The following is a 20,895-nucleotide window of genomic DNA, read 5'->3' as shown; positions in this document are numbered from 1 at the left end:
TGAGGGAGACAGCGTGAATCGAGTCTTGACCTTTATAAAAGAATGGTTTATTCCAATCGGTATCGCACTTGCGATCAGTTTTACTGTCCGTATTTATGTAGCGGAAGCAGTAGAAATTCCGTCTGGTTCCATGATTCCGACTCTGCATATAAACGATCGGCTGTTTATTGAAAAACTGACAGACACGGAAAACCTGAAAGTAGGAGATATTGTTGTCTTCTATCCCCCAGTGAAAGGGAACGAGGAACGGTTTATCAAACGTTTGATTGGCGTGGGTGGAGATACAATCGAGATTAAAGGTGGAGAATTATACCGTAACGGCGAACTAGTGATAGAACCGTATATCAAAGAAAAAATGACGTATGACTTTGAGCCTGTAACGGTACCAAGAGGACAATTCTTCTTTTTGGGGGATAACCGCAATAACAGCTTTGATTCGCACATGTGGGAAACTCCATTTGTGGATGAAAAGGCCATTATCGGGAAAGCGGTATTCAGATATTATCCATTTGACGATATTGCAGAGCTATGGGAGTAAGATAAACAGAATCGATCATTGCGGGTAAGAAGCCATCTGAAAAGAATGGCTTTTTTTCATTTAAAATAGGAGGCTTTAACCTGATTGCGAATGAATGAAAATACATCATATCTACTTTTTATTCAACTGCTATTTAGGTCTACTTAATTTACAGCATGCTAAAAGTGTTGGTTTAACACTGTTTTGCATATATGTTTAAAAGCTTTACCGTATAAAAGTGATGAATAAATACTAAATTGCAAAATAATTCGAAAAGTGAAGTTTGGAGAATTTCGTATGCTAAAGTGAAAGAAATATAAAAACTAGTTTAATAGGAGGAACTGCGCGAGATGCAATCTACCAAGTGGACATTTTTGCTGCCTGTTATCGCTACGCTTTTCTGGGGTGGTAACTTCGTTGCTGGTCGCGCTACACTTCCAGAAGTGCCACCATTTACGCTCTCATTATTGCGATGGTCAATTGCCTTATTCATTATTCTTCCGTTTACGTTTCGCGACATCCGTCAAAATTACAAAATGTACTTGCGCCACTGGAAGACAATTCTGGGGATGGGGTTCCTGGGGATCGCTGCTTTTACAGGGATTGTGTATGAATCGATCTTACATACATCTGCGATCAATGCGGCAATTCTTTCTTCTTGGGCACCACTCATGATCGTAATCGTTTCTTTTTTGGTATTGAAGGAGAAGATCAACCCTTCCCAAATCGTAGGACTCGTTCTTTCCTTTCTCGGTGTCATGTGGATTGTGAGCAAGGGAAGCTTGGCACAACTAAGCCATTTTCAGGTAAATATTGGAGACCTGCTGATGCTTGTGGGAAATCTGATTTGGGCATTCTATTCCATTCTCGTTCGAAAATCGAGTGGCCAAATGCCTGGCTTAACCGGTTTCACTTTGTCTATTGCTGCTGGAGTTTTGTTCCTGCTGCCAGCGTCTGTTTGGGAAATGCAAACACAGACTGTGAATCTGGCCTCTGGTCAGGTAATCGGCGCATTACTATACCTGGGGCTTTTTGCTTCAGTCATTGCGTTTTTCTGCTGGACTGTAACCGTCCAAAACATTGGTCCTGCCAAAGCGTCACCCTTCTTGAATCTGGTGCCATTGTTTGCGACCGTCTTTGCCATCATTTTGCTAGGAGAACAATTAGAAGTTGCGCAGTCAATCGGCGGAATGTTCATCCTTGTCGGAGTTTATGTATCCTTCCAACAAAGGCGCCCACGTGCATTCAAGCTCTTCAAAAGGCGTGAAGAATCGGTTGCCCGGGAAGTTAATGCGTGAAATTGGATAAGTCCTGCGTTAGAATAAAGTGTGTAAAGGGTTAGCCAAGATAACACTTGTTGGGTCGGAGGACACAAACATGATGGAAGAGTTACAAAAGGCCTATTTAGAGGGAAGCGACGAAGACAGAGAAATCCTGGAGTTGGCACTGCAGTCTATTCGTCAGCGCAAAGAACGCGGAAGTTATTATCTGTCTGGTTTTTTAGGATTAAAAGGTCGCTTTCTCGATGAAAAAACGTACCAGTTTATCGTTCCGGTCACTACCTTCATGTACAACAGTCTGGGAGTCGTGCATGGTGGAATTACAACGACACTGATCGATTCAACGATGGGTTCGCTGGTAAACCGTTCCCTGCCAGAAGGATTGTATGCCGTGACGACGGAGCTAAAGACCAACTTCATTCGGGCTGTCAAAACTGGCACCCTGCGTTCAGAAGCAAAAATTTTACATCGTGGTCGACAATTGGTGTTCCTTGAAGGAAGCGTATATGATGAGCGGGATCGACTGATCACTCATGCGACTGCTACCTTCATGATACTCGGTGAAGAAAAAGCAAAATAATACCCACCCGGCTTTAGCTGTCGCTGGCGGTTGACTAAACGCAACATCCGTGTTGCATCGTCGACACTCGCACGCCCTGAGCATCACCGGCGGGGCCCCAAACAATAAAATAAAACGCTCTTACTGATCTCAGCAAGAGCGTTTTGTTCATTTATTTGATGACTACTAAACCGCTGTACATTGAGATATACTGCAGCATTTTTGCGGACAGAGGAACGATAAATTCCGCATCTTCACGTTCGGTTACACCGGAGCGACTAACCATTCGCACCCACTTCACAGAAATCTTGTAATAATCGCCACCAAAAGAGGTTTGGATCATTTCCGCTTGATTTCTGAACGTAATATTACGTTTGTCCAAAGAAATGGGAACCATACTTATTATATCATGAAGAAACAGATGGTACGTCATGTGTGGCTTCTGAAAAACCAATTCCTTGCTGGTAACTGAACACCCAAGGCTTTTGTTCATCTGTGTAAGCTTGAGCTCGCCCTCAAGGTTTTTCAGGCGTATAAAATCACTGTTCATTTTCTTACGCCCCTTTCTACCCATCGAAATGGTCTTTTCATCATAGTCAGTTTGCCTTATGATTGCAAGGGTAAATGAAGGAAAATTTTGAAATAATAATTGGTTGGAGAGTAGGAGTAGATACCATGATTCAAATTGCAAAAGAGGCTGCTTATCAAGCAGGGCAATACCTCAAAGAACGATTTACAGAGCAGCTATTTCCTGACCTGGAGTCTCATAATGACGTCAAATTGCCAGAAGACAAAGAGAGTGAGCGCATTATCATCGACGTCATTCATCAGTATTATCCGACCCATACGGTTCACTCCGAAGAAATAGGGGTCGTTGAACGAGGGGAAGAATACGTTTGGGTTGTGGATCCGCTGGATGGCACGAATAATTACTTTATTGGTTATCCGTATTTTAGTGTCTCCATTGCTTTGGAGTATAAGGGAGAGACGATTTTAGGAGTAGTGTACAATCCGGTGTCTGAACAGATGTTTTGGGCAGAAAAGGGGAAGGGTGCATTCCTCAATGCAAAAAAACTGAATGTAAGCAAGCGGGATGACCTCAGTCGTGCTGTAGGAACGTATGTCCGTGGGCGTGATTCAGTAACGAAAGAAGAAGAGCTTGCCTTTACGAAGCCGCTTTTCATGCAAACAAAACGGGTCATGCGCAACATTGCTCCTGCACTTGATTTTTGCCTGCTAGCGCATGGCTGGATTGACTACGTGGTTATGCAGAAGTCAGGAATCATGGATGTAGCCGCAGGAATTCTGATTGCGCAGGAAGCAGGGGCAAAAGTGACAGATTGGGAGAACAAAGAATATCAGGATATGGCTTTTAACCCAGCAGATCTTCCCAGTTTAGTTGTGACGAATGGCGTGATCCACGAGCGTATATTGAATCTTATTCAAAAGTAGGGGTTACCAATGACCACACTATCCACAATGATACAGGTGGCAAAACCGATTTTTGATTCCCTTCATGACGGGATGGCTATCATTGATGCTGACGGTATTATCTGCTATGTAAACGACGCTAACACACGGATTACCGGTCAAGAGCCAAGAGAATTGGTGGGGCGCTACATTACGGATGCCGTCCCGTTTTCCCGATTGGCTGATACACTTCGATCCGGAAAGGCACAAACAGGGGTACGGACGAAGGTAAGAGACCGTGAAGTACTGTCCAATATTGTTCCCTTATTTATTGAAGGGGAGCTGATTGGCGCAGTTTCGATCTTCCGTGATATTACCGAGGTGAGACGCCTAACCGAGCAGTTGCAAATTGCGAATGAGACGATTCGGGCCATCCAGGCACAAACTTTGGAAACAGACGGCATCCTTTTTGGAAAGCATGAAAAGAGCAAGTTGATCTGGAGGTTGGCGGGGCGGGCAGCAAGGATTCCTTCCACCGTGCTCTTGATGGGGGAGAGCGGAACAGGGAAAGAAGTGCTCGCACGATATATTCATCAAGAGAGTGATAGAAGGGGGAAGCCGTTCCTTGCTGTGAATTGTGCGGCTATCCCCGAATCACTACTCGAGAGCGAATTGTTTGGCTATGTTGAGGGAGCTTTTACTGGAGCGCAGAAAGGCGGGCGTCCTGGTTTGTTCGAGATGGCAGATCAGGGTACGTTATTTCTTGATGAGATCGGTGAAATGAGCATGCAACTGCAAGCAAAACTGCTGCGTGTCCTTCAGGATTATCGGGTAAAACGGGTGGGTGGAAACCAGGAAAAACAAGTAAATGTGCGGATCATTTCAGCAACCAATCGAGATTTGCGAGTAATGATTGATGAGGGTGAGTTTCGCCGGGATCTTTACTATCGATTAGCCGTTTTTCCTATCGAGCTTCCGCCATTACGGGAAATTAGGGAAGACATTCGTGAGTTTGCTGAATTCTTTCTGGACAAGGCAAGCAAAAAGCTGGGAATCGACAAGGTGCGTTTGTCAGAAGATGCAATTCGTGCACTGGAACAGCATGATTTCCCGGGGAATTTACGAGAATTGTCGAATATGCTGGAGCGTGCCCTTGCTTTACAGGAAAACGATATCATTGATTCCATTGCCCTGCGTCTGGGAAAAAGGGAACAGTGGCCTCGAAAAGAGATCAGCATTTCCTTGGATGAGAAACCATACACTCTGGAGGAAATGGAGAAATTCTACATGAAACAGCTTGCTGCCCTGACTCCCTCCAAAAGTGAACTGGCGAAAAAGTTGGGAATTTCCCGAGCGACTTTGTACCGAAAATTGCAGGAATATGGAATCGAAATAGAATAAGGTAAATAGTATGACTTAAAATGATACATAAGACTCGCATGTTCGTCTCAAAAGTAGACATTATTTCTTGAGAAAGTGTCTTATTTTGAGACGGGAATTATATGCGGAAATTCATTTAGAGCCTCTATCCAATAGGATATGGGGTTCATTTTTATGAATAAAGGATTTTCTGTTTGGCACAGAAGTTGCTTTTACATAGGTTGGAGACAGTACAAACAAACCTACGGGAGGGCTAGAGATGAATCAGTACCACGCAGAACCTTATAAAATTAAAATGGTTGAACCTATTCGCCTTATTCCACGTGAAGAGCGGGAAGTCAAAATAAAAGAAGCTGGCTACAATCCGTTTTCACTACGTTCCGATGATGTTTACATTGATCTTTTGACGGACAGTGGCACAGGAGCAATGAGTGATTATCAGTGGGCTGGAATCATGCTTGGCGATGAGTCGTATGCGGGCAGTCGTAACTATTATCACTTGCAAGAGACGGTACAGGAAATCATCGGTTACCAATACACGATTCCGACGCATCAGGGACGTGGCGCTGAACAGGTTCTTTTCCCGTTGTTGCTGGATAAACCGGATAAGATTGCGATTGGCAACATGCACTTTGACACAACGAAAGCGCACATCGAATTGGCAAAAGGGGAGGCGCTAAACTTTGTAATCGAAGAAGCGTTCGACACCAGCTCACCGCATCCATTCAAAGGGAACTTTGATCTGGTTAAGCTGGAAAACTTCCTGAAGAGCACGCCGAAAGAAAATATCGGGTTCATTCTCATCACGATTACGTGCAATAGTGCGGGTGGACAGCCAGTATCCATGGAGAATATACGTGAGGTAAGCAAGCTTGGCAAGCAGTACGGTGTACGTGTGTTCTTTGATGCGGCCCGTTTTGCCGAGAATGCGTACTTCATTAAACAACGAGAGGCTGGCTATGCTGATAAAGACATGGTATCGATCATCCGTGAAATGTTCTCGTATGGAGAAGGTCTCACCATGAGTGCCAAAAAAGATGGACTGGTGAACATGGGCGGAATGATTGCCATTCGTGATGATAAAGCACTTTATGAAAAGACACGTTCCATGGTCGTACCTTTCGAAGGATTCCCGACGTATGGCGGCTTGTCTGGACGGGATATGGAAGCACTGGCCAGAGGAATGAAAGAAGTGGTTGAGGAAGATTACCTGTCCCATCGTGTGGGTCAAGTAGAGATGTTGGGACGATGGCTTGATGAGGCGGGAGTGCCAATCCAGAAGCCGGTAGGTGGTCATGCGGTGTTCGTGGATGCGAAGAAGTTCTTGCCGCATATTCCTTACAATCAGTTCCCTGCGCATGCGCTGGCGGTTGAACTGTATTTGGAAGCTGGCGTTCGAGGGGTAGAAGTTGGATCGTTCTTGCTCGGGCGTGATCCGAAAACTGGAGAAAATCTGGAGTCACCAGTAGAGTTCCTCCGCTTGACTATTCCACGTCGTGTTTACACAGACAATCACTTGCGAGTGGTAGCCAACGCATTGATTAACATCTATCAGCGAAGAGAGCAGGTAAAAGGCTTGCAGTTCACCTATGAGCCACAGATTCTCCGCCACTTTACGGCAAGATTGGAGCCAGTAGTGGAAAGTACAGTTGCCGTAGAGTAAGGTGGTGTGGACAGAACTCTTACAGTGTTGGAAGCCTTATTTCTCTTGCGTCCAGCGGAAGTGGGAAGGATTGCGGGAGCACCAGAGGACGGTTTCACCTTTGGAACTATGCGCAACAAGAACAGCACGGCAAACGGGGCATACATCAATTAGCTTTTTCATTCTGAAACCACCTTGTTAGTTTTTCTGTCATCTAATAAGAACAGTATACACGAACTAAATGGTTCGTGTTAGAAAAACTAACATAAATATCTACCAAAAAAAAGTCACCCCATTCATAAGCGAATCGGGTGACTTTCTATGTGTAGCGATAAGGCTCTTACATCAGTTGTTCTGCTAATTTGCTCTTCACTATTTCTCTTGATTGCAGTCCTCGCATGGCTTCGACAGGAACACCATTTTTGAAAACCAACAGAGTCGGCAGGCCCATCACATTGAATTCAGCAGCCAATTCAGACTCTTCGTCTACATTCACTTTCAGAATCGATGCTTTTCCCTCGAATTCAACAGCCAAGTCATCTAAAATAGGCTCCTGGATTCGGCACGGAGCACACCAGGGTGCTCCGAAGTCAACTAATGTGACGCCTTGTTGTATCTCTTGAAAAAATGTATCTTTGGTAATTTTTCTCGCCATGTTCCTCACGCCTCCATCCGTTTTTACTGTTACTCACTCTTCTCGAACAGATCTGGATTCTCCGCACGAATCGCTTCAATGCGTTCCTCCAGGTTGGACCTGAGCATCGTCAACAGCTTCATCTGGTTGTCGATCTCTTCCAGCTTCTTCTTATACACCGGCAAGATTTCCTGACAGAATGCCTCCTTGTTCTTCATCACACAATGAAGAAAGCTCCCGATCTCATCCGTTGAGAGCCCCAACTGGAGGTAAAAGGAGATGGTATTTACTTGTTCGACAGCAAACGGGTGATATTCTCGATAGCCGTTTATTAGTCGTGCAGGGGAGAGCAGACCCTTTTGTTCGTAGTAGCGCAGCGAACGGATACTCACCCCTGTTAATCTGGAAAGCTCGCCAATCTTCACGGTCACAACTCCTGCTCTGCTCGAGATTTGTATTACCATTATAAACTGTGACATTAGCGTCAGGGTCAAGAAGAAAAAAAGCAAAAAGAAAAAAGACCAGAGAAGATTCTCTGGTCTTTTGAATCATTATTCGAAATCTGATTCCTTTTCAAAATAGATGATCGCTTGTTTCTCATCCTCCAACCAGGTAACATCTGCACCAAGTTGCTCACTTACGAAGACGAGGGGAACATAGAGAGTGCCGTTAACGTTGGAAGCTGCAACAGGAAGCTTCATTTCTTTCCCGTTTACGATAGCAATGTTGCTGTTCGCTTTCACCATGATTTTGTCTTTAGCTGTTGTTAATACAGACATCTTTGTTTTTGCATCATAGGTGATTGTGCCGCCTAATGTTTCACCGAGAAAACGGAAAGGCGCAATCGCCGTACCATTTGCCATGGCAGGACGCACATCTTTCACAGTCTCCCAATTCAGTTCTGTTGTATTGGTTTTCAGATCAAAAACAATAGTTCCTGTTTCGTTGCGTACAAACGCTTCTTTCAGGATGCGGTAGAAGAAGCCGTCCTGGTTAAATTCTTTAATCAGCTTCGGATTTTCTTCGATTTGCAATACGGAAATGGCTTGATCAGGCGTTGGCAAGGTGAAGGCAGTTGCCTTGCCCCAGTTCCAGGAATACTGGTCAGCTTCAAGTCCAAACGTAAGTGGTTCTTGTGTGTCACTACCCATATCTTTGAACGACAATTGCATGCTGGATGTAGAACGAACAGGCAGTTTATCGCTTGTGATGTAAGTATCAAGCTTCATAGTGAAGGATTCAAATCCTTCTTTCTTCGCATCTTCCAAAACCTTGTCGATGGAGGAAGTCTTCTCGAATTTGTCGATTTCTGCTTTGAGTCCTTCAATTCCTTTATCCACTAATGCTTCAGCATCTTTGCGTTCTTTGATTGGTGGGAAGAAGGACATTTCTTCTTCATCTTTTGCAATCGAAGAGTAGAACTCATTTGTCAGCATGAGTACGTCTACGGCAAACGTGCGAACATCTTTATTCATCGTTGCGTCTTTTGCTGTAAACAAAAGCATGGTCAGGATTTCTTTTGCATCAAGAGTCATGGTGATGTGTGTTGCGCTTACTTTTTCGCCATTTGGCAATTCAACTGTAGTTGTGCCGAGGTTCTTCGCATTGGAGAGCTTGTAACCATATTTGGCGATGTATTTTTTCATGAAGGAAATGGTCAAATCGTTTAATTTTTTCTGGAATTCCTTCATTTTTTCTGCATCGATCGCAGCATCAGCACTGCCCATTGAGTTGGCACTCAGGTATTTTTTGTCAATTGGCGTCTTGACGTATACATCTTGGTCGGCAATGAACAGTTCCAGAGCAGCTTTCTGCTCGCCCTTCCACATGTTGTGATCACGAAGGACTTTGTCATCATTCAGCGTAATCACATACTTGGCAGTTTTGAGATCACGTTGAGAACCTTCCAACGTTACACCACTTGTCAAAGCTGAAATAATTGCTAGAGCTTCTTCTTGCTCGTCTTCTCCAGCGTCTTTCATTGCTTTCTCGAAATCTCCAGTCAGTTTCAATGTGCCTTTGAAATCGTAGTTCTGCTTCTCCATGGAGGCCACGGCGGAGTCACGAACGAGGGCGGCTTCTTGGGAACAACCGGTTAGCAACAATAAGAATGCGAGCAGAAGTATACTACCTTTTTTCAACATCAAAATGATTCACCTCTTTTTTTCTGTTCAGACAACTAAACAAATCTAGTGACAAGATAAGTCGCATCATTTTCACAAAATGGGACTTACTGCCACTAGTACCTATACTATATACGATTGAAATGGAAAAAGGATGCAAATTTTATGTTGTTTTAGAAAGTTTTAGTGATTTTGAGCACAAAGTCCCTATTTTAATAAAAGGGTACGAGAGGAAGTTTTCGTGGTAAGATGGAAGAGATATAGTAAGGAACAAGGTTTTGCCAGAAAGGAAGTAGTAATCCATGTGGTCGTGGCTAGAACGATTTATTAAGAGCCTTCAGGCGGATATACAGGAAGAAAGTGAAAACAAGCAACCACGAGTGCCATCGTCCTCCAAACAACCGCAAACAAGAACCAAGAGCATCTATCCACGCGAACGTGAACGCACTCGTACCAATGCGGAGCAGGATGAATTGATTCGGGGACAATTTCGCTTTCCGGTTATCCCTGACCGAACCAATAAGCAAACTCGGCGAAAGGAAGCTGTGGAAGTAGAATCGCCGTTCGAGGTATACAAACAAAAACAGTCTCGTGACCGTTCGGATGAGGCGATGAAGCAAGCTTCCGCCAAGCATGAGCCTGTTACGAGCAAACAAGTGAAGGCGTTGTATCAAGAAAAAGAGTCTGCAGCGTTTGAACCAACGCATATTCTGTCGCCAATTTATGGAAAGATTGATCCAAATAAAACCGTGCCGATTGATCATCAATTGCTCTATCAGAGTAAAGAAGAAGAAATTCAGGAAGTTCAAGAAACTCAAGTAGTTCAAGAGACTCAAAAGGTACAAGAATTTCACGAAGATCAGGCTTCTACGCTGGATAATCAGCCAATTGAGGTCTTTTCCATGAGAGAAAAGGTAGAAATCGTAGATGACCTAGAGGAAGAAATTGAAGAAATTGAAGAAATTGAAGAAACAGTTGAAGAAACAGTTGAAGAAACAGTTGAAGAAACAGTTGAAGAAACAGTTGAAGAAACAGTCGAAGTACTATTCGAAGAAGCCTCTCCAGCAGTTGAGCTAATGTCAATAGATGCAGTTGAAGTGGTTGTCGAGGAAGAAGAGAAAGTAGAAGAGTTCAAGGAAATCCTTGAATTCAAGAAAATCAATGAATTCGAGGAAATCCGGGGATTCGAGGACGAGATCGCAAAAGCTACAACTTTTGAAGTAGTGTCTTCGATTCAACAAGTGGCTGTGAGTGCAGAGCGGGTGCCAGAAATAGCTCCATTTATTCCAGTCCAATCACCTGAAGCAGATCTTGCTCCAGTAGCAAGCCCTGAGATCACACCGGTGAGTACACCAGTATTTGTACCAGTCACTAGTCAACAATTTACACCAGTCACTAGTCAACAATTTACACCAGTATTTAGTCAGCAATTTGCATCAGAAACCAGACCAGAAATCGCACCAGTGACTATTCCAGAAATCACTTTACAAAATTCGAGTGAGCACGTTGACAGTGAGTATGAGTTTCCGAGCCTGTCTCTATTGGATTCTCCGCCTGTTCTGTCTGATGATTCTTATGAATATACGCTTCAACAAAAGCAACTGCTAGAGGAGACGCTGGAAAATTTCCACGTAAACGCACAGGTAGTAGGCATTGTAAAGGGACCAGCCGTAACCCGTTTCGAACTTCAACCGGCACCTGGCGTCAAGGTAAACAAAATTACGGGGTTGTCCGATGATATCAAATTAAATCTGGCAGCCAAGGATATTCGCATCGAAGCACCTATTCCAGGGCGCAACGCTGTAGGGATCGAGGTGCCTAATCTCAAGAGTGAACCGATTTTTCTTCGTCGAATTATTGGTTCCGAGAAGTTCCAGAATCACCCTTCACCGCTTGCGATTGCACTAGGTATGGATATCGGTGGAGAGCCGATTGTGGCAGATATCAAGAAAATGCCGCACGGATTGATTGCGGGTTCTACTGGTTCGGGAAAAAGTGTATGTATTAACTCCATCATCGTCAGTCTGCTGTACAAAGCAACTCCTGAACAGGTACGTCTTTTGCTGATTGATCCCAAAATGGTCGAGTTGGCACCGTATAACCATTTACCGCATCTGGTCACTCCGGTTGTAACAGACGCTAAACAGGCAACGGCTTCGCTCAAATGGGCGGTAGAAGAGATGGAAAAACGCTATGCTTTGTTTGTCGATGCAGGTGTCAGGGATATTGAGCGCTATAATAAACAGGCGGATCAGGAGCTTCCTTATATCGTTATTATTATCGATGAGTTGGCTGATCTGATGATGGTTTCGCCGCAAGATGTCGAGGACTGTATCATCCGAATTGCACAAAAGGCAAGGGCATGCGGCATTCACCTGCTGCTTGCTACTCAGCGTCCATCCGTCGATGTCATTACGGGAAATATCAAAGCAAACGTGCCTACACGTCTGGCTTTTGCCGTATTCTCGCAAATTGACTCTCGCACCATTCTCGATCAAAGCGGAGCCGAGCGATTGCTGGGTAGAGGGGATATGCTGTTTCTCGAAAGCGGCACAACGCCAATTCGCTTGCAAGGCAATTACGTGTCTGACGACGAGATTGATCGGGTTACAGAAATGATCAAGAACCAGCGAAAACCTGCTTATCTGTTCAGCAAAGAAGATTTGGAGCAGTCGGTTAATTCATACGACATGGGAGATGACAGCCTGTTCCATGAAGCGCTCGTATTTGTCGCCGAGCAGGGGCAAGCATCTGCTTCTTCGCTCCAGCGCCGCTTCCGAATTGGGTATAACCGTGCGGCCCGTCTGATTGATATGATGGAAGCAGAGGGATTCATTGCAGGACAAAGTGGCGGAAAACCAAGAGCAGTCTTGATTACCGTAGAAGATGCTCAAGCAATGGCGGAAGGTTCAACGCTTTTGTAGAGCAGGATTTAGGGGATTAACTGAAGAAGGGGAGCGTGTTTCGGTGTTGAGTCAATTTCAGAAAAGTTATCAATTGATCACTGAAGAGTTGGCACTGTTTAATGAGGAATATTATTTGTCCGTTTGGTGTATGCCGCTTCAAGAATATTCACAAGAACAGCGCGATTCCCTTTTTCATGCCCTGTTCGATTTTGACTGTGCCGATCTGGAATTGCAGGTAGATGTCTCAGAAGAATCCCGAGATATTTGGTACGTCCAGTTTCTGATTCCCTACATGTTCACAACTACCGAACAAGCAGAGAAGAGGCTGCAACGGGGAACTGCGTTTTTGATCGACCACATGCAGGAAAGTGGCTTTCAACTGTCGGCTGAACCATTAAAACAGGAGAACATTTATCATTATCTGAAAAGATATAACCCAGAGCTTGTGTAAAACTGCAGATGATCGGAAGTGGAAGCTTGGTTTTGGCGGGTTTCCACTTTTTTTATTTTCAGGAAAGATCTTATGTGTCACAAAAATCCGCTTGGCGGTGTCTAACTAGTGAAGAATGAGAAGGAGGGAGAGAATGGGAGTACGTGAACAGATGAAAAGAAATCATTCCGACCCAGAAGATTTCCAGTCAATCTTTCGTACACATTACCCGCAAGTGGTCCGATATATTATCCGTTTGGTCAAGGACCAAGCACTTGCTGAAGATATTGCGCAGGAAGTTTTTATGAAGCTGTATGCGACAAATATCCGAGAAATAGAAAATATATCAGCCTGGTTGATCAAGACGGCGGTTCATACGTCTTACAATACGTTGCGCCAGGAGAAGCGCAGGATGCTGCGAGAAGAAAAAGAGCATAGCAAAGAAACTGCGAACAGCCATTCAACAGAGGAAACCTGGCTTCAACTGGATGAGATTGATTCGGTGCGCCAAACACTGCACGACCTGAATGAGCGGGATCGGCTCCTGTTGCTGATGAAGTACTCCGGTTATGACTATCGTGAACTGGCAAAGGCTGCAGAAGTTGAAAGCAGCTCGATAGGAACATTACTGGCCAGAGCCAAAAAGCGATTTCGAGAATTTTACCTGCGGAAAAGGGGGCAAATGTAAATGAATTGTCCTGACTGGGGATACCTTCAAGCATACATCGATGGAGAGATTGGTCGTGAAGAGAGAAAGCAAATTGCGATTCATCTGGAGCAATGTGCAGCCTGTCGGGAATTGATGCATGAGTTGCGTCGTTTGGAAGAATGGACCGAGGTTGCGATACATGAGAGTATGTCTGCACCTGCGGCTGATTCTATTCAGATAGATGTAGACAGGGCATGGCATGCATTCCAGGAACGTATCTCTGATCACCAAAACGATATTCAACCATTCATGAAACCTGTTAAACGACAACAAACAAAAGGGAGATGGATTTCAATGAAGAACACCTATACGAAGTGGCTTTCAGGTGCAGCGGCGGTCGCACTACTTGCAGGGTCCTTGGCAATTCCTTCTGTGCAGGTTGCTGCAAGTAACTTCTTAACCATGTTTCGGATGGATAAGACTGAGCTGATTCGCTTGAGCGATAACGATTTGCATGAGATTCGCCAATGGATGGAAGAGGGCGGAGACGGTGGCAAGGAATTGGCTGGTTTGGGAAAAATGGAGATGAAAGATAACAAGCAAGAGACTTTCAAGAACGAACAGGCTGCTAGAAAAGCAGGCGTTGACGTACCAAAAGCTCCCAAAGGATATGATGTTGCATCGGTGGAGCGCAATAGTGACTGGAGGCTTACTTTTGAGCTTGATACCCAAAAAACCAACCGCTTCCTCAAAAAACTGAAATCGGACGTTACGTTTGATGATTCACTAAATGGAAAGGAATTCTCCTTGACGTTGCCTGAACAGGTACGCACCTATTTTGAACCTACTGAAGCAGAAGGTGGCAATCATATTACGTTTACCAAATCCGAGGCCCCTTCGCTGGAAGCACCCAAAGATGTAGACCTTGATCAATTGCGGGAAACGATCCTCCAACTGCCGTTTATTCCACGCAATGTCCAGAAGCAATTGGCTAGCATAGGGAACTGGAAAGAAACACTTCCGATCCCGTATGTGGAAGGTGAGGGAGAAGAAATTCAGATTGATGGAGTGAATGGGTTATTCAACAGTGAGAACAACTACGCTTACGCCATCTGGCAAAAGGACGGCAAGATGTACCAATTGGAAGCTTGGGGTAACTCCAACGATAAACCGATTGATCAAGAAGCTGTAATGGATCTGATCGAACAATTGAAAAAATAGGCTGAAAAAAAGAGGCTTATCTGTAAGCCTCTTTAGCCATGTTTGACGAGCAAAGGAGAGAGACTTGTGAGTGTTCGTGAGCAGGTAGCGGTAATAGAAACATTCGGATTAAGCAAGCAGTATGATGGAACGGCAGGATGCCACAATATAACCTTACAGGTACCCAAGGGAGTCGTATATGGATTTTTGGGTCCAAATGGGGCAGGCAAGAGTACATTCGTCCGCACCCTGCTAGGACTGATCAAGCCAACAGGTGGCACGGCTACGATTTTAGGAGAGCCAATCGGATCTGTACAGGCACGGAAGCGAATTGGCTATCTCCCTGAATTATTTCGTTATCCGGACTGGTTAACGGGGCGGCAGCTTCTAGAGTCTCATGCCGATTTGGCTAAAGTAGAAGTACGTGAACGCAAGGCACAAATCAATTATTATCTTGATCGAGTGGGGCTATCGCACCGTGCAGATCACAAAATCAAAGGATACTCCAAAGGCATGCAGCAGCGAATCGGTCTGGCAGCAGCATTACTCGGAAACCCAGAGCTTGTTTTCTTGGATGAGCCTACATCTGCACTCGATCCTATTGGCCGCAAAGAGGTACGTGAGTTGGTAGCAGAATTGCGTGACAGTGGGAAAACCATTTTCCTGAACAGCCATCTTTTAAGTGAAGTAGAGTCTATCTGCGACCATGTGGCAATTATTAACCGTGGGGAACTCGTCATTCAAGGAGAATGGCGATTGCTTGGAGCGTCTCTACCTCAGATAGACATCGAAATCGGATTGGAAGAAGCAGACACAAGCATCTGGGAAGAACTTCGCCCGATAGTACTAGAAGCACGATTGATTTCACGGAATGGAGAACGTACTAGCTGGCTCCTGACTTTATCTGAAATGGAACAGATCCCTGCCCTGGTGCATGGACTCAGCTCACGAAACGTAGATTTGTACCAGTTGAATCCGAGGAAGCCTCATTTGGAAGAAATCTTCATGCAATGTGTGTCAGGAAAAGGAGACTAAGCAATGTGGACAATTGCCAAACTAGCTTACAAGGAATTGTTATATAAACGTATCTTTCTGATCGCCATACTGATGTCTGTGGCGTATTTGTTGTTATATGGAGTTGCCACCCTTTTTGCAGCCGATCAAGCGAGTCAAGACTTTGCCAGTTCGCACAGAGATTTTGCCAGTATCAATTTGGAGTATCTGTTTCTCTCCACCCAGTTACTTGGCGCTGGACTATACCTTGCAAGTTTTATTACCGTATTGCTATCGATTCTGGGAAGCATCGGCAGTATTTCCAGTGAAATTGAAAGCCATCACATCGATACAATTCTGGCACGACCTATCCATCGCCACTCGATCGTACTAGGGAAGTACATCGGATTAGCAGGAATCCTGGCAGCCTATGCCTTGTTTTTATTTGCCGGAATTATTGGGATAAATGCATTTCTGGGCGGAAAGTATTTGTCAGTTGATCTTACTGCAGAACAGATTCTTTTGGCAGGCTTTCTGTTCATGCTGCAGCCGTTGATTGTAGTGGCGGTGAGCTTGTTTTTCAGTAGCCGGATGACGACCATTAACGGGGGAATCATTGTCATTATCCTGTACGGGATCAGCTTTATTGGCGGGTTTATTGAGCAGTTTGGTGCATTATTCGAAAATCAATCGCTCATTAATATAGGCATTATCACCAGCTTACTCTTTCCGTTGGACTCTTTGTTTCGTAAAATGACGTTATCCCTTTTTGAAGCTTCAGATGATCCCCTCTCTTTCGCATCACAAGGGATTTTTGCAAGTGCATCAACACCGAGTGATTTGATGGTTGGGTATGCACTGATTTACGGTTGTTGTGCATTGCTGGCAGCTATTCGTTTTTTTGGGCGTCGAGATTTGTAATGGTCGATTTTTCCTATAATAAGCTTGTTTAACTCTTTACGCAGGATTTCTTTTTCCAGTATACTGAAGATAAGAATAATAGAACGCTATTTCATCTGGTGAAACAGTTCAGTTTCTATTCCTTTTTAGAAAGAGGTGAGTGTACTGGAAGAAGATAAATCAACTGTACGTGCAGTAGACCGGGCTTTGGAGATTTTACTTTGTTTCACACAGGAACATGAACTCGGCTTAAGTGAGATCGCCAAGCGCATTTCCCTTCATAAAAGTACAGTCCACCGCTTGCTAGGATCTCTCGAAGCCAAAGGCTTTGTCATGCGTAATCCGGAGACAGAGAAGTTCAGACTGGGTTATCGAATTCTGGAACTCTCATCCAATCTGACACAATCAGATGACATGTCCATTGTACTATTGCCAGAAATGGAGAGATTACGTGATTTGGTTGGTGAGACGATCAGCTTGTATGTTCGGGATGGATCGGAACGCATCCGCATTCAAGCGGTTCAAAGCAATCAGCCGATTCGCAGAGTAGCTCCCATTGGCGCTCGCATGCCGCTTACCGTAGGTGCTTCGAGCAAGCTGCTGGTAGCGTATGAGGACGAAGAAACACAGGACAAAATTCTCCACGAAATCAGTTGGCCAGAAACCGTCGAGCGGGAGCAATTTTTGGCCCAACTCGAAATCATCCGCAAACAAGGATTTGCAACCAGTGTGGAAGAACGTGAAGTCGGAGCGGCTGCGGTTTCTGCCCCAATCTTTAACCGCAAAGGAAAAGTAATCGCTGCTTTATCCGTCTCTGGACCATCGAACAGACTGACACAGGAAAAAATGCAGGAAATCGCCGTACCTCTGGTTGAAGCAGCAACACGAATGGCGAAGATGATGAAGTAAGGAAAATTGAACAATCAATGAAAAGGAAGAAGACCCGTATGATACAGGGTCTTTTTTGTGTTCCAAAATTTACCTTAAAGTGCGATAATAGAAAGGTAATATATGTAAAAGAAAAATATGTATAAGGGAGATGGAAAGTTTGTTCAAAAAATGGATGTGTTTATCAGTTGCTGCTGTCATGTTATTCTTTGCGAGTGTGCCACAAGGGAGTGCAACTGAGGCAAATGAAGAGGCTGAAAACGCTGACAATATTGCTCGTGAGTATGGCTTGATCAATAATTATTCTTCAATGGGCGGTGAAGATTACGTCAATGTAATTACGAGAGATGGATCCATCAAGCAGTACAAAATTTTGGGTACAGCCAAAAAAGCACTAATGGAGATGGGGCGTTTTGACTTTTTCACCTATAAAGTAAGTGATGGGAACGTCATAAAATACGCTGTAAAAGAACTAATGGATGGAGCCGATGATGAACCTGAGAACGTAAAAATAAATCGAACACAGGCAGCCAAGGTTGATATGATTACAACTGCACGTGTAGATAAAGTAGATGACAAGAAGATTACATATAAAGTTGGAGATCAAGAGTATCATTACTACACGAGTTCAACAACGGCCTATTGGAACATGACTAATCTCAATACAGTCACAGGAGTGGAAGAAGGCGATTATGTTGTCCTGATCGATACTGACGATGATGGCAGTATGATCGACGATGTCATTGTGGTAACTGATCAGGATATGGTAGAAGAACTAGAGTATGATATGACCTCCTTTTTGAGTCAGCAATTTAAAACAGTACAATCATTAACTGCCGAAATGAGAAACTTTACGATGAAAAAAGGTGAGACTCTTCAAGTGGAGCTAACGGCAGAGTATACAGACGGTACAAGAGAAAATGTGGCGGAATTGGCTGCATGGGTCTCCAATAAATCAAATGTTGTAGCTGTCAAAAACGGTAAATTCACTGCAAAAAAAGCGGGAAATGCAATGATTACCGCCAAATATCAAGATGAAGAATACAATATCTACGTAACTGTTGAATAAGAAGAAGACCCAAGAGCAGCTCTCTTGGGTCTTTTTTGTGTCGTATTATTTTACAGTGACAGAAATGGTAGCTGTTTTTCCTCGATAGGTAGATTTAATCGTTGCCTTACCTGCTTTTTTTGCAAGCAATTGTCCTCAGACTCTCCTGTTTCGTAATTTTTTATGGTTGAGGAATTTCCACGAGCCAATCAACATTGTCGTAATACACTCCAGCGGTAGTTAAGGTAATGGTTAATTGCTCAGGTATTTCCGTGAATCCTTTGAGAACGATTTTGGCAGACATCTTGTTGATACCCTTTGATGGATCAATGGTTTCCAAAGTTACTTTTGATGCCTCATAATCCTTCATGTACTCCTTGCCTTGCTCATCTGTAAACTTGAATCCGCCTCCCATCGTAGTGACGATTTGCTCCGCTTCCAATACTGCCTGATTCTTTTCCTTGTCTACAGAGAAATTGGTAAAGGTATAACGGGTCCCATTGTATTCCAGGGTGACTGGCTTTTCCTTCAGGGTTTTTGGATTGATTACGATTTGTTTGCCGGGATATTCTGTCCGTTCAATTCCAATAAGCTTGAAGAACAGCTTCTTTTCTTTGCTAAACGGAGCATAGGATTGATGCCAGATTGTTTTTTCGCCTTTCTTCATATCTTCCTCTGTACGAGCAGAAACAGGCTGAAGCTTGATCTCCTTCTCACTTCCAGCACGAGAAGTTCCCAAAACAGTACCTTCTCCGTCAAGGATTTGGTAGTGAGGACGGTGATGGCTGAATACCGAGCTGTTGGGAAAGAAGAATTCTGGGTGATTTTGCATTTTTTCCTTCGCTTCCTTCGTCCACTCGGTCTGGATGTCAAAACTTGTTGCGGTAGGGGAAAACGTGACTTTTTGCAAGTCAATGCGCAAACCATCAGGGGTTGTATAGTTTTGTTGAATGGGAATTTCTTTGGTAGAAGCCAGGCTCTTCTCAAGATCGACTGGAACTTTTAGCTCCCACTTCCCTTTGACGGAGTTAATTTCATGTATGTTGATTGCAACGAATAACTTTTTGGAAACCTGATTTTCGTTTAGACTGAATGTCATGTCCGCATAGGGTGCATGTGGGATAACATCTTTAAAGCTTTGTTTAACATCACGTCCACTGTTTGTTTCATAAAGGATACTTGTCGATACTTCCTTGCCGTTCTCGTCGATCACTGTGAAAGTATCCTTTCCTTTTTGAAAATAGATATCAGTGCCCCAGACCTCTTTCTCGAACAGGCTTAGAGGATCAAGAGTTTCGCCTTTTTGGTTTTCAATACTGTAGGTAAAGATCAGACGATTGGAATCAGCCAAGACTTCCTTCACTTTCAAGGTAATTCCCTGATCGGTAACAGATGCTTGCGTTTCTTGAGAGAATCCTTGCTTCGCTGCCGACTGTAACCCCGTATCTAATGTCGGACGATCAAAAAGTGATTTGATATACTCCGCAAACGTAGGGGAGACTGCTGACCCGATTGAAACGGTTAGTGTTAGGGTAACGACGGTTGCAATCGCTACTTGTTTTAATCTCATCCACTGATTTCTCCTTTTCGAGTTACCTGTTGATTCACTCGCATTTGGTTGAGAAGAGAGTTCAGATTCAAGCCGGTAAGGCAATTCTTTTGCAAAAGTAAACAGGCTCTCGGGAACTTCAATACGTTCGAAGGCGCTGTCAATATCTTGTTTGTGTTGTTTATCCCATTGAGTCATCGTACTTCCTCCCGATTGTCTGACATGTAGAAGCGGCCAAGTTGAATGCGGGCGTGATACAATCTTGACTTGACCGTGCCTTCCTTAATTCCTAATAATTCAGCGATTTCTTCGATACTGTATTCCTGAAAGTAGTACAAAACAATAACAGTACGTTGATGGATCGTTAATTTGAGAATGTAATCAAGCAATTCATCGTACTGTTCGGAATCAATCAGCCTATCTACTGGAGACGGATCGTGCGATGAGAGCAGGGGTAGAACTTCTCCTGTTGTTTTTCGCTCACTTTCTTTGAGTTTTCGTCTGCATAAATCAAGTGAGCGATGGACAACCAGTCGATGAAACCATCCGCCGAACTGGTGAATTTCCTTTTGAACGGTTAAGTTTTGGTAAACTTCCAGCAAAGAGTTCTGAACCGCATCCTCTGCTTCAAAATGGGAGTGCAGAATGGTAAAAGCAGTTCGATATGCTTTTTTTAAATGTGGCTCAACCAACTGATAAAATGCTTCCTTGTTTCCATTTTGAAATTCCAACATCAAATTTGACTCGCGAGTCATGGTAAAACCTCCTTCTCCCTTTACTGAGTTGG

21 protein-coding genes are annotated in these 20,895 nt (G+C 44.1%); 15 read left to right on the top strand and 6 right to left on the bottom strand.

The window, feature by feature from the left end; all coding sequences use genetic code 11:
• The first annotated feature begins 13 nt into the window (after positions 1 to 13).
• The 3 genes from lepB to ACPW7N_RS24810 all read left to right on the top strand — a co-directional run bounded on the left by lepB (position 14) and on the right by ACPW7N_RS24810 (position 2,377).
• The gene (lepB, locus tag ACPW7N_RS24820) at positions 14 to 538 is read left to right on the top strand and encodes a signal peptidase I (RefSeq protein WP_425654366.1); all 525 of its coding nucleotides are present in this window, start codon (positions 14 to 16) and stop codon (positions 536 to 538) included.
• A gap of 329 nt (positions 539 to 867) precedes the next feature.
• Positions 868 to 1,815 (top strand): DMT family transporter, encoded by a 948-nt coding sequence (locus tag ACPW7N_RS24815; protein WP_425654364.1) that lies wholly within the window; start codon positions 868 to 870, stop codon positions 1,813 to 1,815.
• 79 nt (positions 1,816 to 1,894) lie between these two features.
• Positions 1,895 to 2,377, top strand: coding sequence for a PaaI family thioesterase (locus ACPW7N_RS24810; protein WP_425654363.1), 483 nt, complete (start codon positions 1,895 to 1,897; stop codon positions 2,375 to 2,377).
• Between the two features lie 151 nt (positions 2,378 to 2,528).
• On the opposite strand, the gene ACPW7N_RS24805 is transcribed toward ACPW7N_RS24810, so the two are convergent.
• The gene (locus ACPW7N_RS24805; RefSeq protein WP_425654361.1) at positions 2,529 to 2,906 is read right to left on the bottom strand and encodes a hypothetical protein; all 378 of its coding nucleotides are present in this window, start codon (positions 2,904 to 2,906) and stop codon (positions 2,529 to 2,531) included.
• A gap of 125 nt (positions 2,907 to 3,031) precedes the next feature.
• Here ACPW7N_RS24805 and ACPW7N_RS24800 point away from each other — a divergent pair, with 125 nt between their 5' ends.
• The 4 genes from ACPW7N_RS24800 (at position 3,032) to ACPW7N_RS24785 (ending at position 6,962) form a co-directional block, all read left to right on the top strand.
• Complete coding sequence (locus ACPW7N_RS24800; RefSeq protein ID WP_425654360.1) at positions 3,032 to 3,808, top strand: inositol monophosphatase family protein; 777 nt, start codon at positions 3,032 to 3,034, stop codon at positions 3,806 to 3,808.
• 9 nt (positions 3,809 to 3,817) lie between these two features.
• Positions 3,818 to 5,167, top strand: coding sequence for a sigma-54 interaction domain-containing protein (locus ACPW7N_RS24795; protein ID WP_425654358.1), 1,350 nt, complete (start codon positions 3,818 to 3,820; stop codon positions 5,165 to 5,167).
• A 238-nt stretch (positions 5,168 to 5,405) separates the two neighbouring features.
• Positions 5,406 to 6,809 carry a tryptophanase gene (locus tag ACPW7N_RS24790; protein ID WP_425654357.1) on the top strand — a complete coding sequence of 468 codons (1,404 nt, stop codon included), beginning with the start codon at positions 5,406 to 5,408 and terminating at the stop codon, positions 6,807 to 6,809.
• A gap of 6 nt (positions 6,810 to 6,815) precedes the next feature.
• A complete protein-coding gene (locus tag ACPW7N_RS24785; protein WP_425654356.1) occupies positions 6,816 to 6,962 on the top strand; it encodes a hypothetical protein in 147 nt (48 codons plus the stop codon).
• Positions 6,963 to 7,128: 166 nt separating this feature from the next.
• Here ACPW7N_RS24785 and ACPW7N_RS24780 read toward each other — a convergent pair whose 3' ends face one another.
• From ACPW7N_RS24780 to ACPW7N_RS24770, 3 genes are all read right to left on the bottom strand, one after another.
• Positions 7,129 to 7,443 carry a thioredoxin family protein gene (locus ACPW7N_RS24780; RefSeq protein WP_425654353.1) on the bottom strand — a complete coding sequence of 105 codons (315 nt, stop codon included), beginning with the start codon at positions 7,441 to 7,443 and terminating at the stop codon, positions 7,129 to 7,131.
• Positions 7,444 to 7,472: 29 nt separating this feature from the next.
• Positions 7,473 to 7,847 carry a MerR family transcriptional regulator gene (locus ACPW7N_RS24775; protein WP_425654352.1) on the bottom strand — a complete coding sequence of 125 codons (375 nt, stop codon included), beginning with the start codon at positions 7,845 to 7,847 and terminating at the stop codon, positions 7,473 to 7,475.
• Between the two features lie 126 nt (positions 7,848 to 7,973).
• Complete coding sequence (locus ACPW7N_RS24770; protein ID WP_425654350.1) at positions 7,974 to 9,566, bottom strand: copper amine oxidase N-terminal domain-containing protein; 1,593 nt, start codon at positions 9,564 to 9,566, stop codon at positions 7,974 to 7,976.
• A 281-nt stretch (positions 9,567 to 9,847) separates the two neighbouring features.
• Here ACPW7N_RS24770 and ACPW7N_RS24765 point away from each other — a divergent pair, with 281 nt between their 5' ends.
• The 8 genes from ACPW7N_RS24765 to ACPW7N_RS24730 all read left to right on the top strand — a co-directional run bounded on the left by ACPW7N_RS24765 (position 9,848) and on the right by ACPW7N_RS24730 (position 18,580).
• Positions 9,848 to 12,469, top strand: a complete 2,622-nt coding sequence (locus ACPW7N_RS24765; RefSeq protein ID WP_425654348.1) for a DNA translocase FtsK — start codon at positions 9,848 to 9,850, stop codon at positions 12,467 to 12,469.
• A gap of 43 nt (positions 12,470 to 12,512) precedes the next feature.
• Positions 12,513 to 12,902 carry a hypothetical protein gene (locus tag ACPW7N_RS24760; protein ID WP_425654347.1) on the top strand — a complete coding sequence of 130 codons (390 nt, stop codon included), beginning with the start codon at positions 12,513 to 12,515 and terminating at the stop codon, positions 12,900 to 12,902.
• 133 nt (positions 12,903 to 13,035) lie between these two features.
• On the top strand, positions 13,036 to 13,569 hold the full coding sequence (locus tag ACPW7N_RS24755; RefSeq protein WP_425654346.1) for a sigma-70 family RNA polymerase sigma factor: 534 nt from the start codon (positions 13,036 to 13,038) through the stop codon (positions 13,567 to 13,569).
• A complete protein-coding gene (locus ACPW7N_RS24750) occupies positions 13,570 to 14,751 on the top strand; it encodes an anti-sigma factor family protein (protein ID WP_425654345.1) in 1,182 nt (393 codons plus the stop codon).
• Positions 14,752 to 14,817: 66 nt separating this feature from the next.
• Positions 14,818 to 15,765 carry an ABC transporter ATP-binding protein gene (locus ACPW7N_RS24745; protein WP_425654344.1) on the top strand — a complete coding sequence of 316 codons (948 nt, stop codon included), beginning with the start codon at positions 14,818 to 14,820 and terminating at the stop codon, positions 15,763 to 15,765.
• A 3-nt stretch (positions 15,766 to 15,768) separates the two neighbouring features.
• Entirely contained in the window at positions 15,769 to 16,644 is an 876-nt protein-coding gene (locus ACPW7N_RS24740; RefSeq protein ID WP_425654343.1) for an ABC transporter permease, read from the top strand.
• A gap of 144 nt (positions 16,645 to 16,788) precedes the next feature.
• Complete coding sequence (locus ACPW7N_RS24735) at positions 16,789 to 17,532, top strand: IclR family transcriptional regulator (RefSeq protein WP_425654387.1); 744 nt, start codon at positions 16,789 to 16,791, stop codon at positions 17,530 to 17,532.
• A 139-nt stretch (positions 17,533 to 17,671) separates the two neighbouring features.
• Positions 17,672 to 18,580, top strand: a complete 909-nt coding sequence (locus tag ACPW7N_RS24730; protein ID WP_425654340.1) for a hypothetical protein — start codon at positions 17,672 to 17,674, stop codon at positions 18,578 to 18,580.
• A 160-nt stretch (positions 18,581 to 18,740) separates the two neighbouring features.
• Here ACPW7N_RS24730 and ACPW7N_RS24725 read toward each other — a convergent pair whose 3' ends face one another.
• Both ACPW7N_RS24725 and ACPW7N_RS24720 read right to left on the bottom strand, forming a co-directional pair.
• Positions 18,741 to 20,306, bottom strand: coding sequence for a DUF4179 domain-containing protein (locus ACPW7N_RS24725; protein WP_425654338.1), 1,566 nt, complete (start codon positions 20,304 to 20,306; stop codon positions 18,741 to 18,743).
• Positions 20,303 to 20,863: an RNA polymerase sigma factor gene (locus ACPW7N_RS24720; RefSeq protein ID WP_425654337.1), complete on the bottom strand. Its 561-nt coding sequence runs from the start codon at positions 20,861 to 20,863 to the stop codon at positions 20,303 to 20,305. The genes ACPW7N_RS24725 and ACPW7N_RS24720 overlap by 4 nt, the downstream gene beginning before the upstream one ends.
• Between the last annotated feature and the right edge of the window lie 32 nt (positions 20,864 to 20,895).

It is taken from the genome of Brevibacillus nigriterrae, assembly GCF_049846925.1.
GTDB lineage: Bacteria > Bacillota > Bacilli > Brevibacillales > Brevibacillaceae > Brevibacillus_H.
The sequence above is the reverse complement of the archived record's forward strand: the minus strand, read 5'-3'. Positions and strand labels throughout refer to the sequence as shown.

Excerpts from the sequence above, each read along its gene's own strand:
- ACPW7N_RS24815 (WP_425654364.1), top strand. The coding sequence starts at position 868 with ATGCAATCTACCAAGTGGACATTTTTGCTGCCTGTTATCGCTACGCTT.
- ACPW7N_RS24810 (WP_425654363.1), top strand. The coding sequence starts at position 1,895 with ATGATGGAAGAGTTACAAAAGGCCTATTTAGAGGGAAGCGACGAAGAC.
- ACPW7N_RS24805 (WP_425654361.1), bottom strand. The coding sequence starts at position 2,906 with ATGAACAGTGATTTTATACGCCTGAAAAACCTTGAGGGCGAGCTCAAG.
- ACPW7N_RS24800 (WP_425654360.1), top strand. The coding sequence starts at position 3,032 with ATGATTCAAATTGCAAAAGAGGCTGCTTATCAAGCAGGGCAATACCTC.
- ACPW7N_RS24795 (WP_425654358.1), top strand. The coding sequence starts at position 3,818 with ATGACCACACTATCCACAATGATACAGGTGGCAAAACCGATTTTTGAT.
- ACPW7N_RS24790 (WP_425654357.1), top strand. The coding sequence starts at position 5,406 with ATGAATCAGTACCACGCAGAACCTTATAAAATTAAAATGGTTGAACCT.
- ACPW7N_RS24780 (WP_425654353.1), bottom strand. The coding sequence starts at position 7,443 with ATGGCGAGAAAAATTACCAAAGATACATTTTTTCAAGAGATACAACAA.
- ACPW7N_RS24770 (WP_425654350.1), bottom strand. The coding sequence starts at position 9,566 with ATGTTGAAAAAAGGTAGTATACTTCTGCTCGCATTCTTATTGTTGCTA.
- ACPW7N_RS24765 (WP_425654348.1), top strand. The coding sequence starts at position 9,848 with ATGTGGTCGTGGCTAGAACGATTTATTAAGAGCCTTCAGGCGGATATA.
- ACPW7N_RS24755 (WP_425654346.1), top strand. The coding sequence starts at position 13,036 with ATGGGAGTACGTGAACAGATGAAAAGAAATCATTCCGACCCAGAAGAT.
- ACPW7N_RS24750 (WP_425654345.1), top strand. The coding sequence starts at position 13,570 with ATGAATTGTCCTGACTGGGGATACCTTCAAGCATACATCGATGGAGAG.
- ACPW7N_RS24740 (WP_425654343.1), top strand. The coding sequence starts at position 15,769 with ATGTGGACAATTGCCAAACTAGCTTACAAGGAATTGTTATATAAACGT.
- ACPW7N_RS24725 (WP_425654338.1), bottom strand. The coding sequence starts at position 20,306 with ATGACTCAATGGGATAAACAACACAAACAAGATATTGACAGCGCCTTC.
- ACPW7N_RS24720 (WP_425654337.1), bottom strand. The coding sequence starts at position 20,863 with ATGACTCGCGAGTCAAATTTGATGTTGGAATTTCAAAATGGAAACAAG.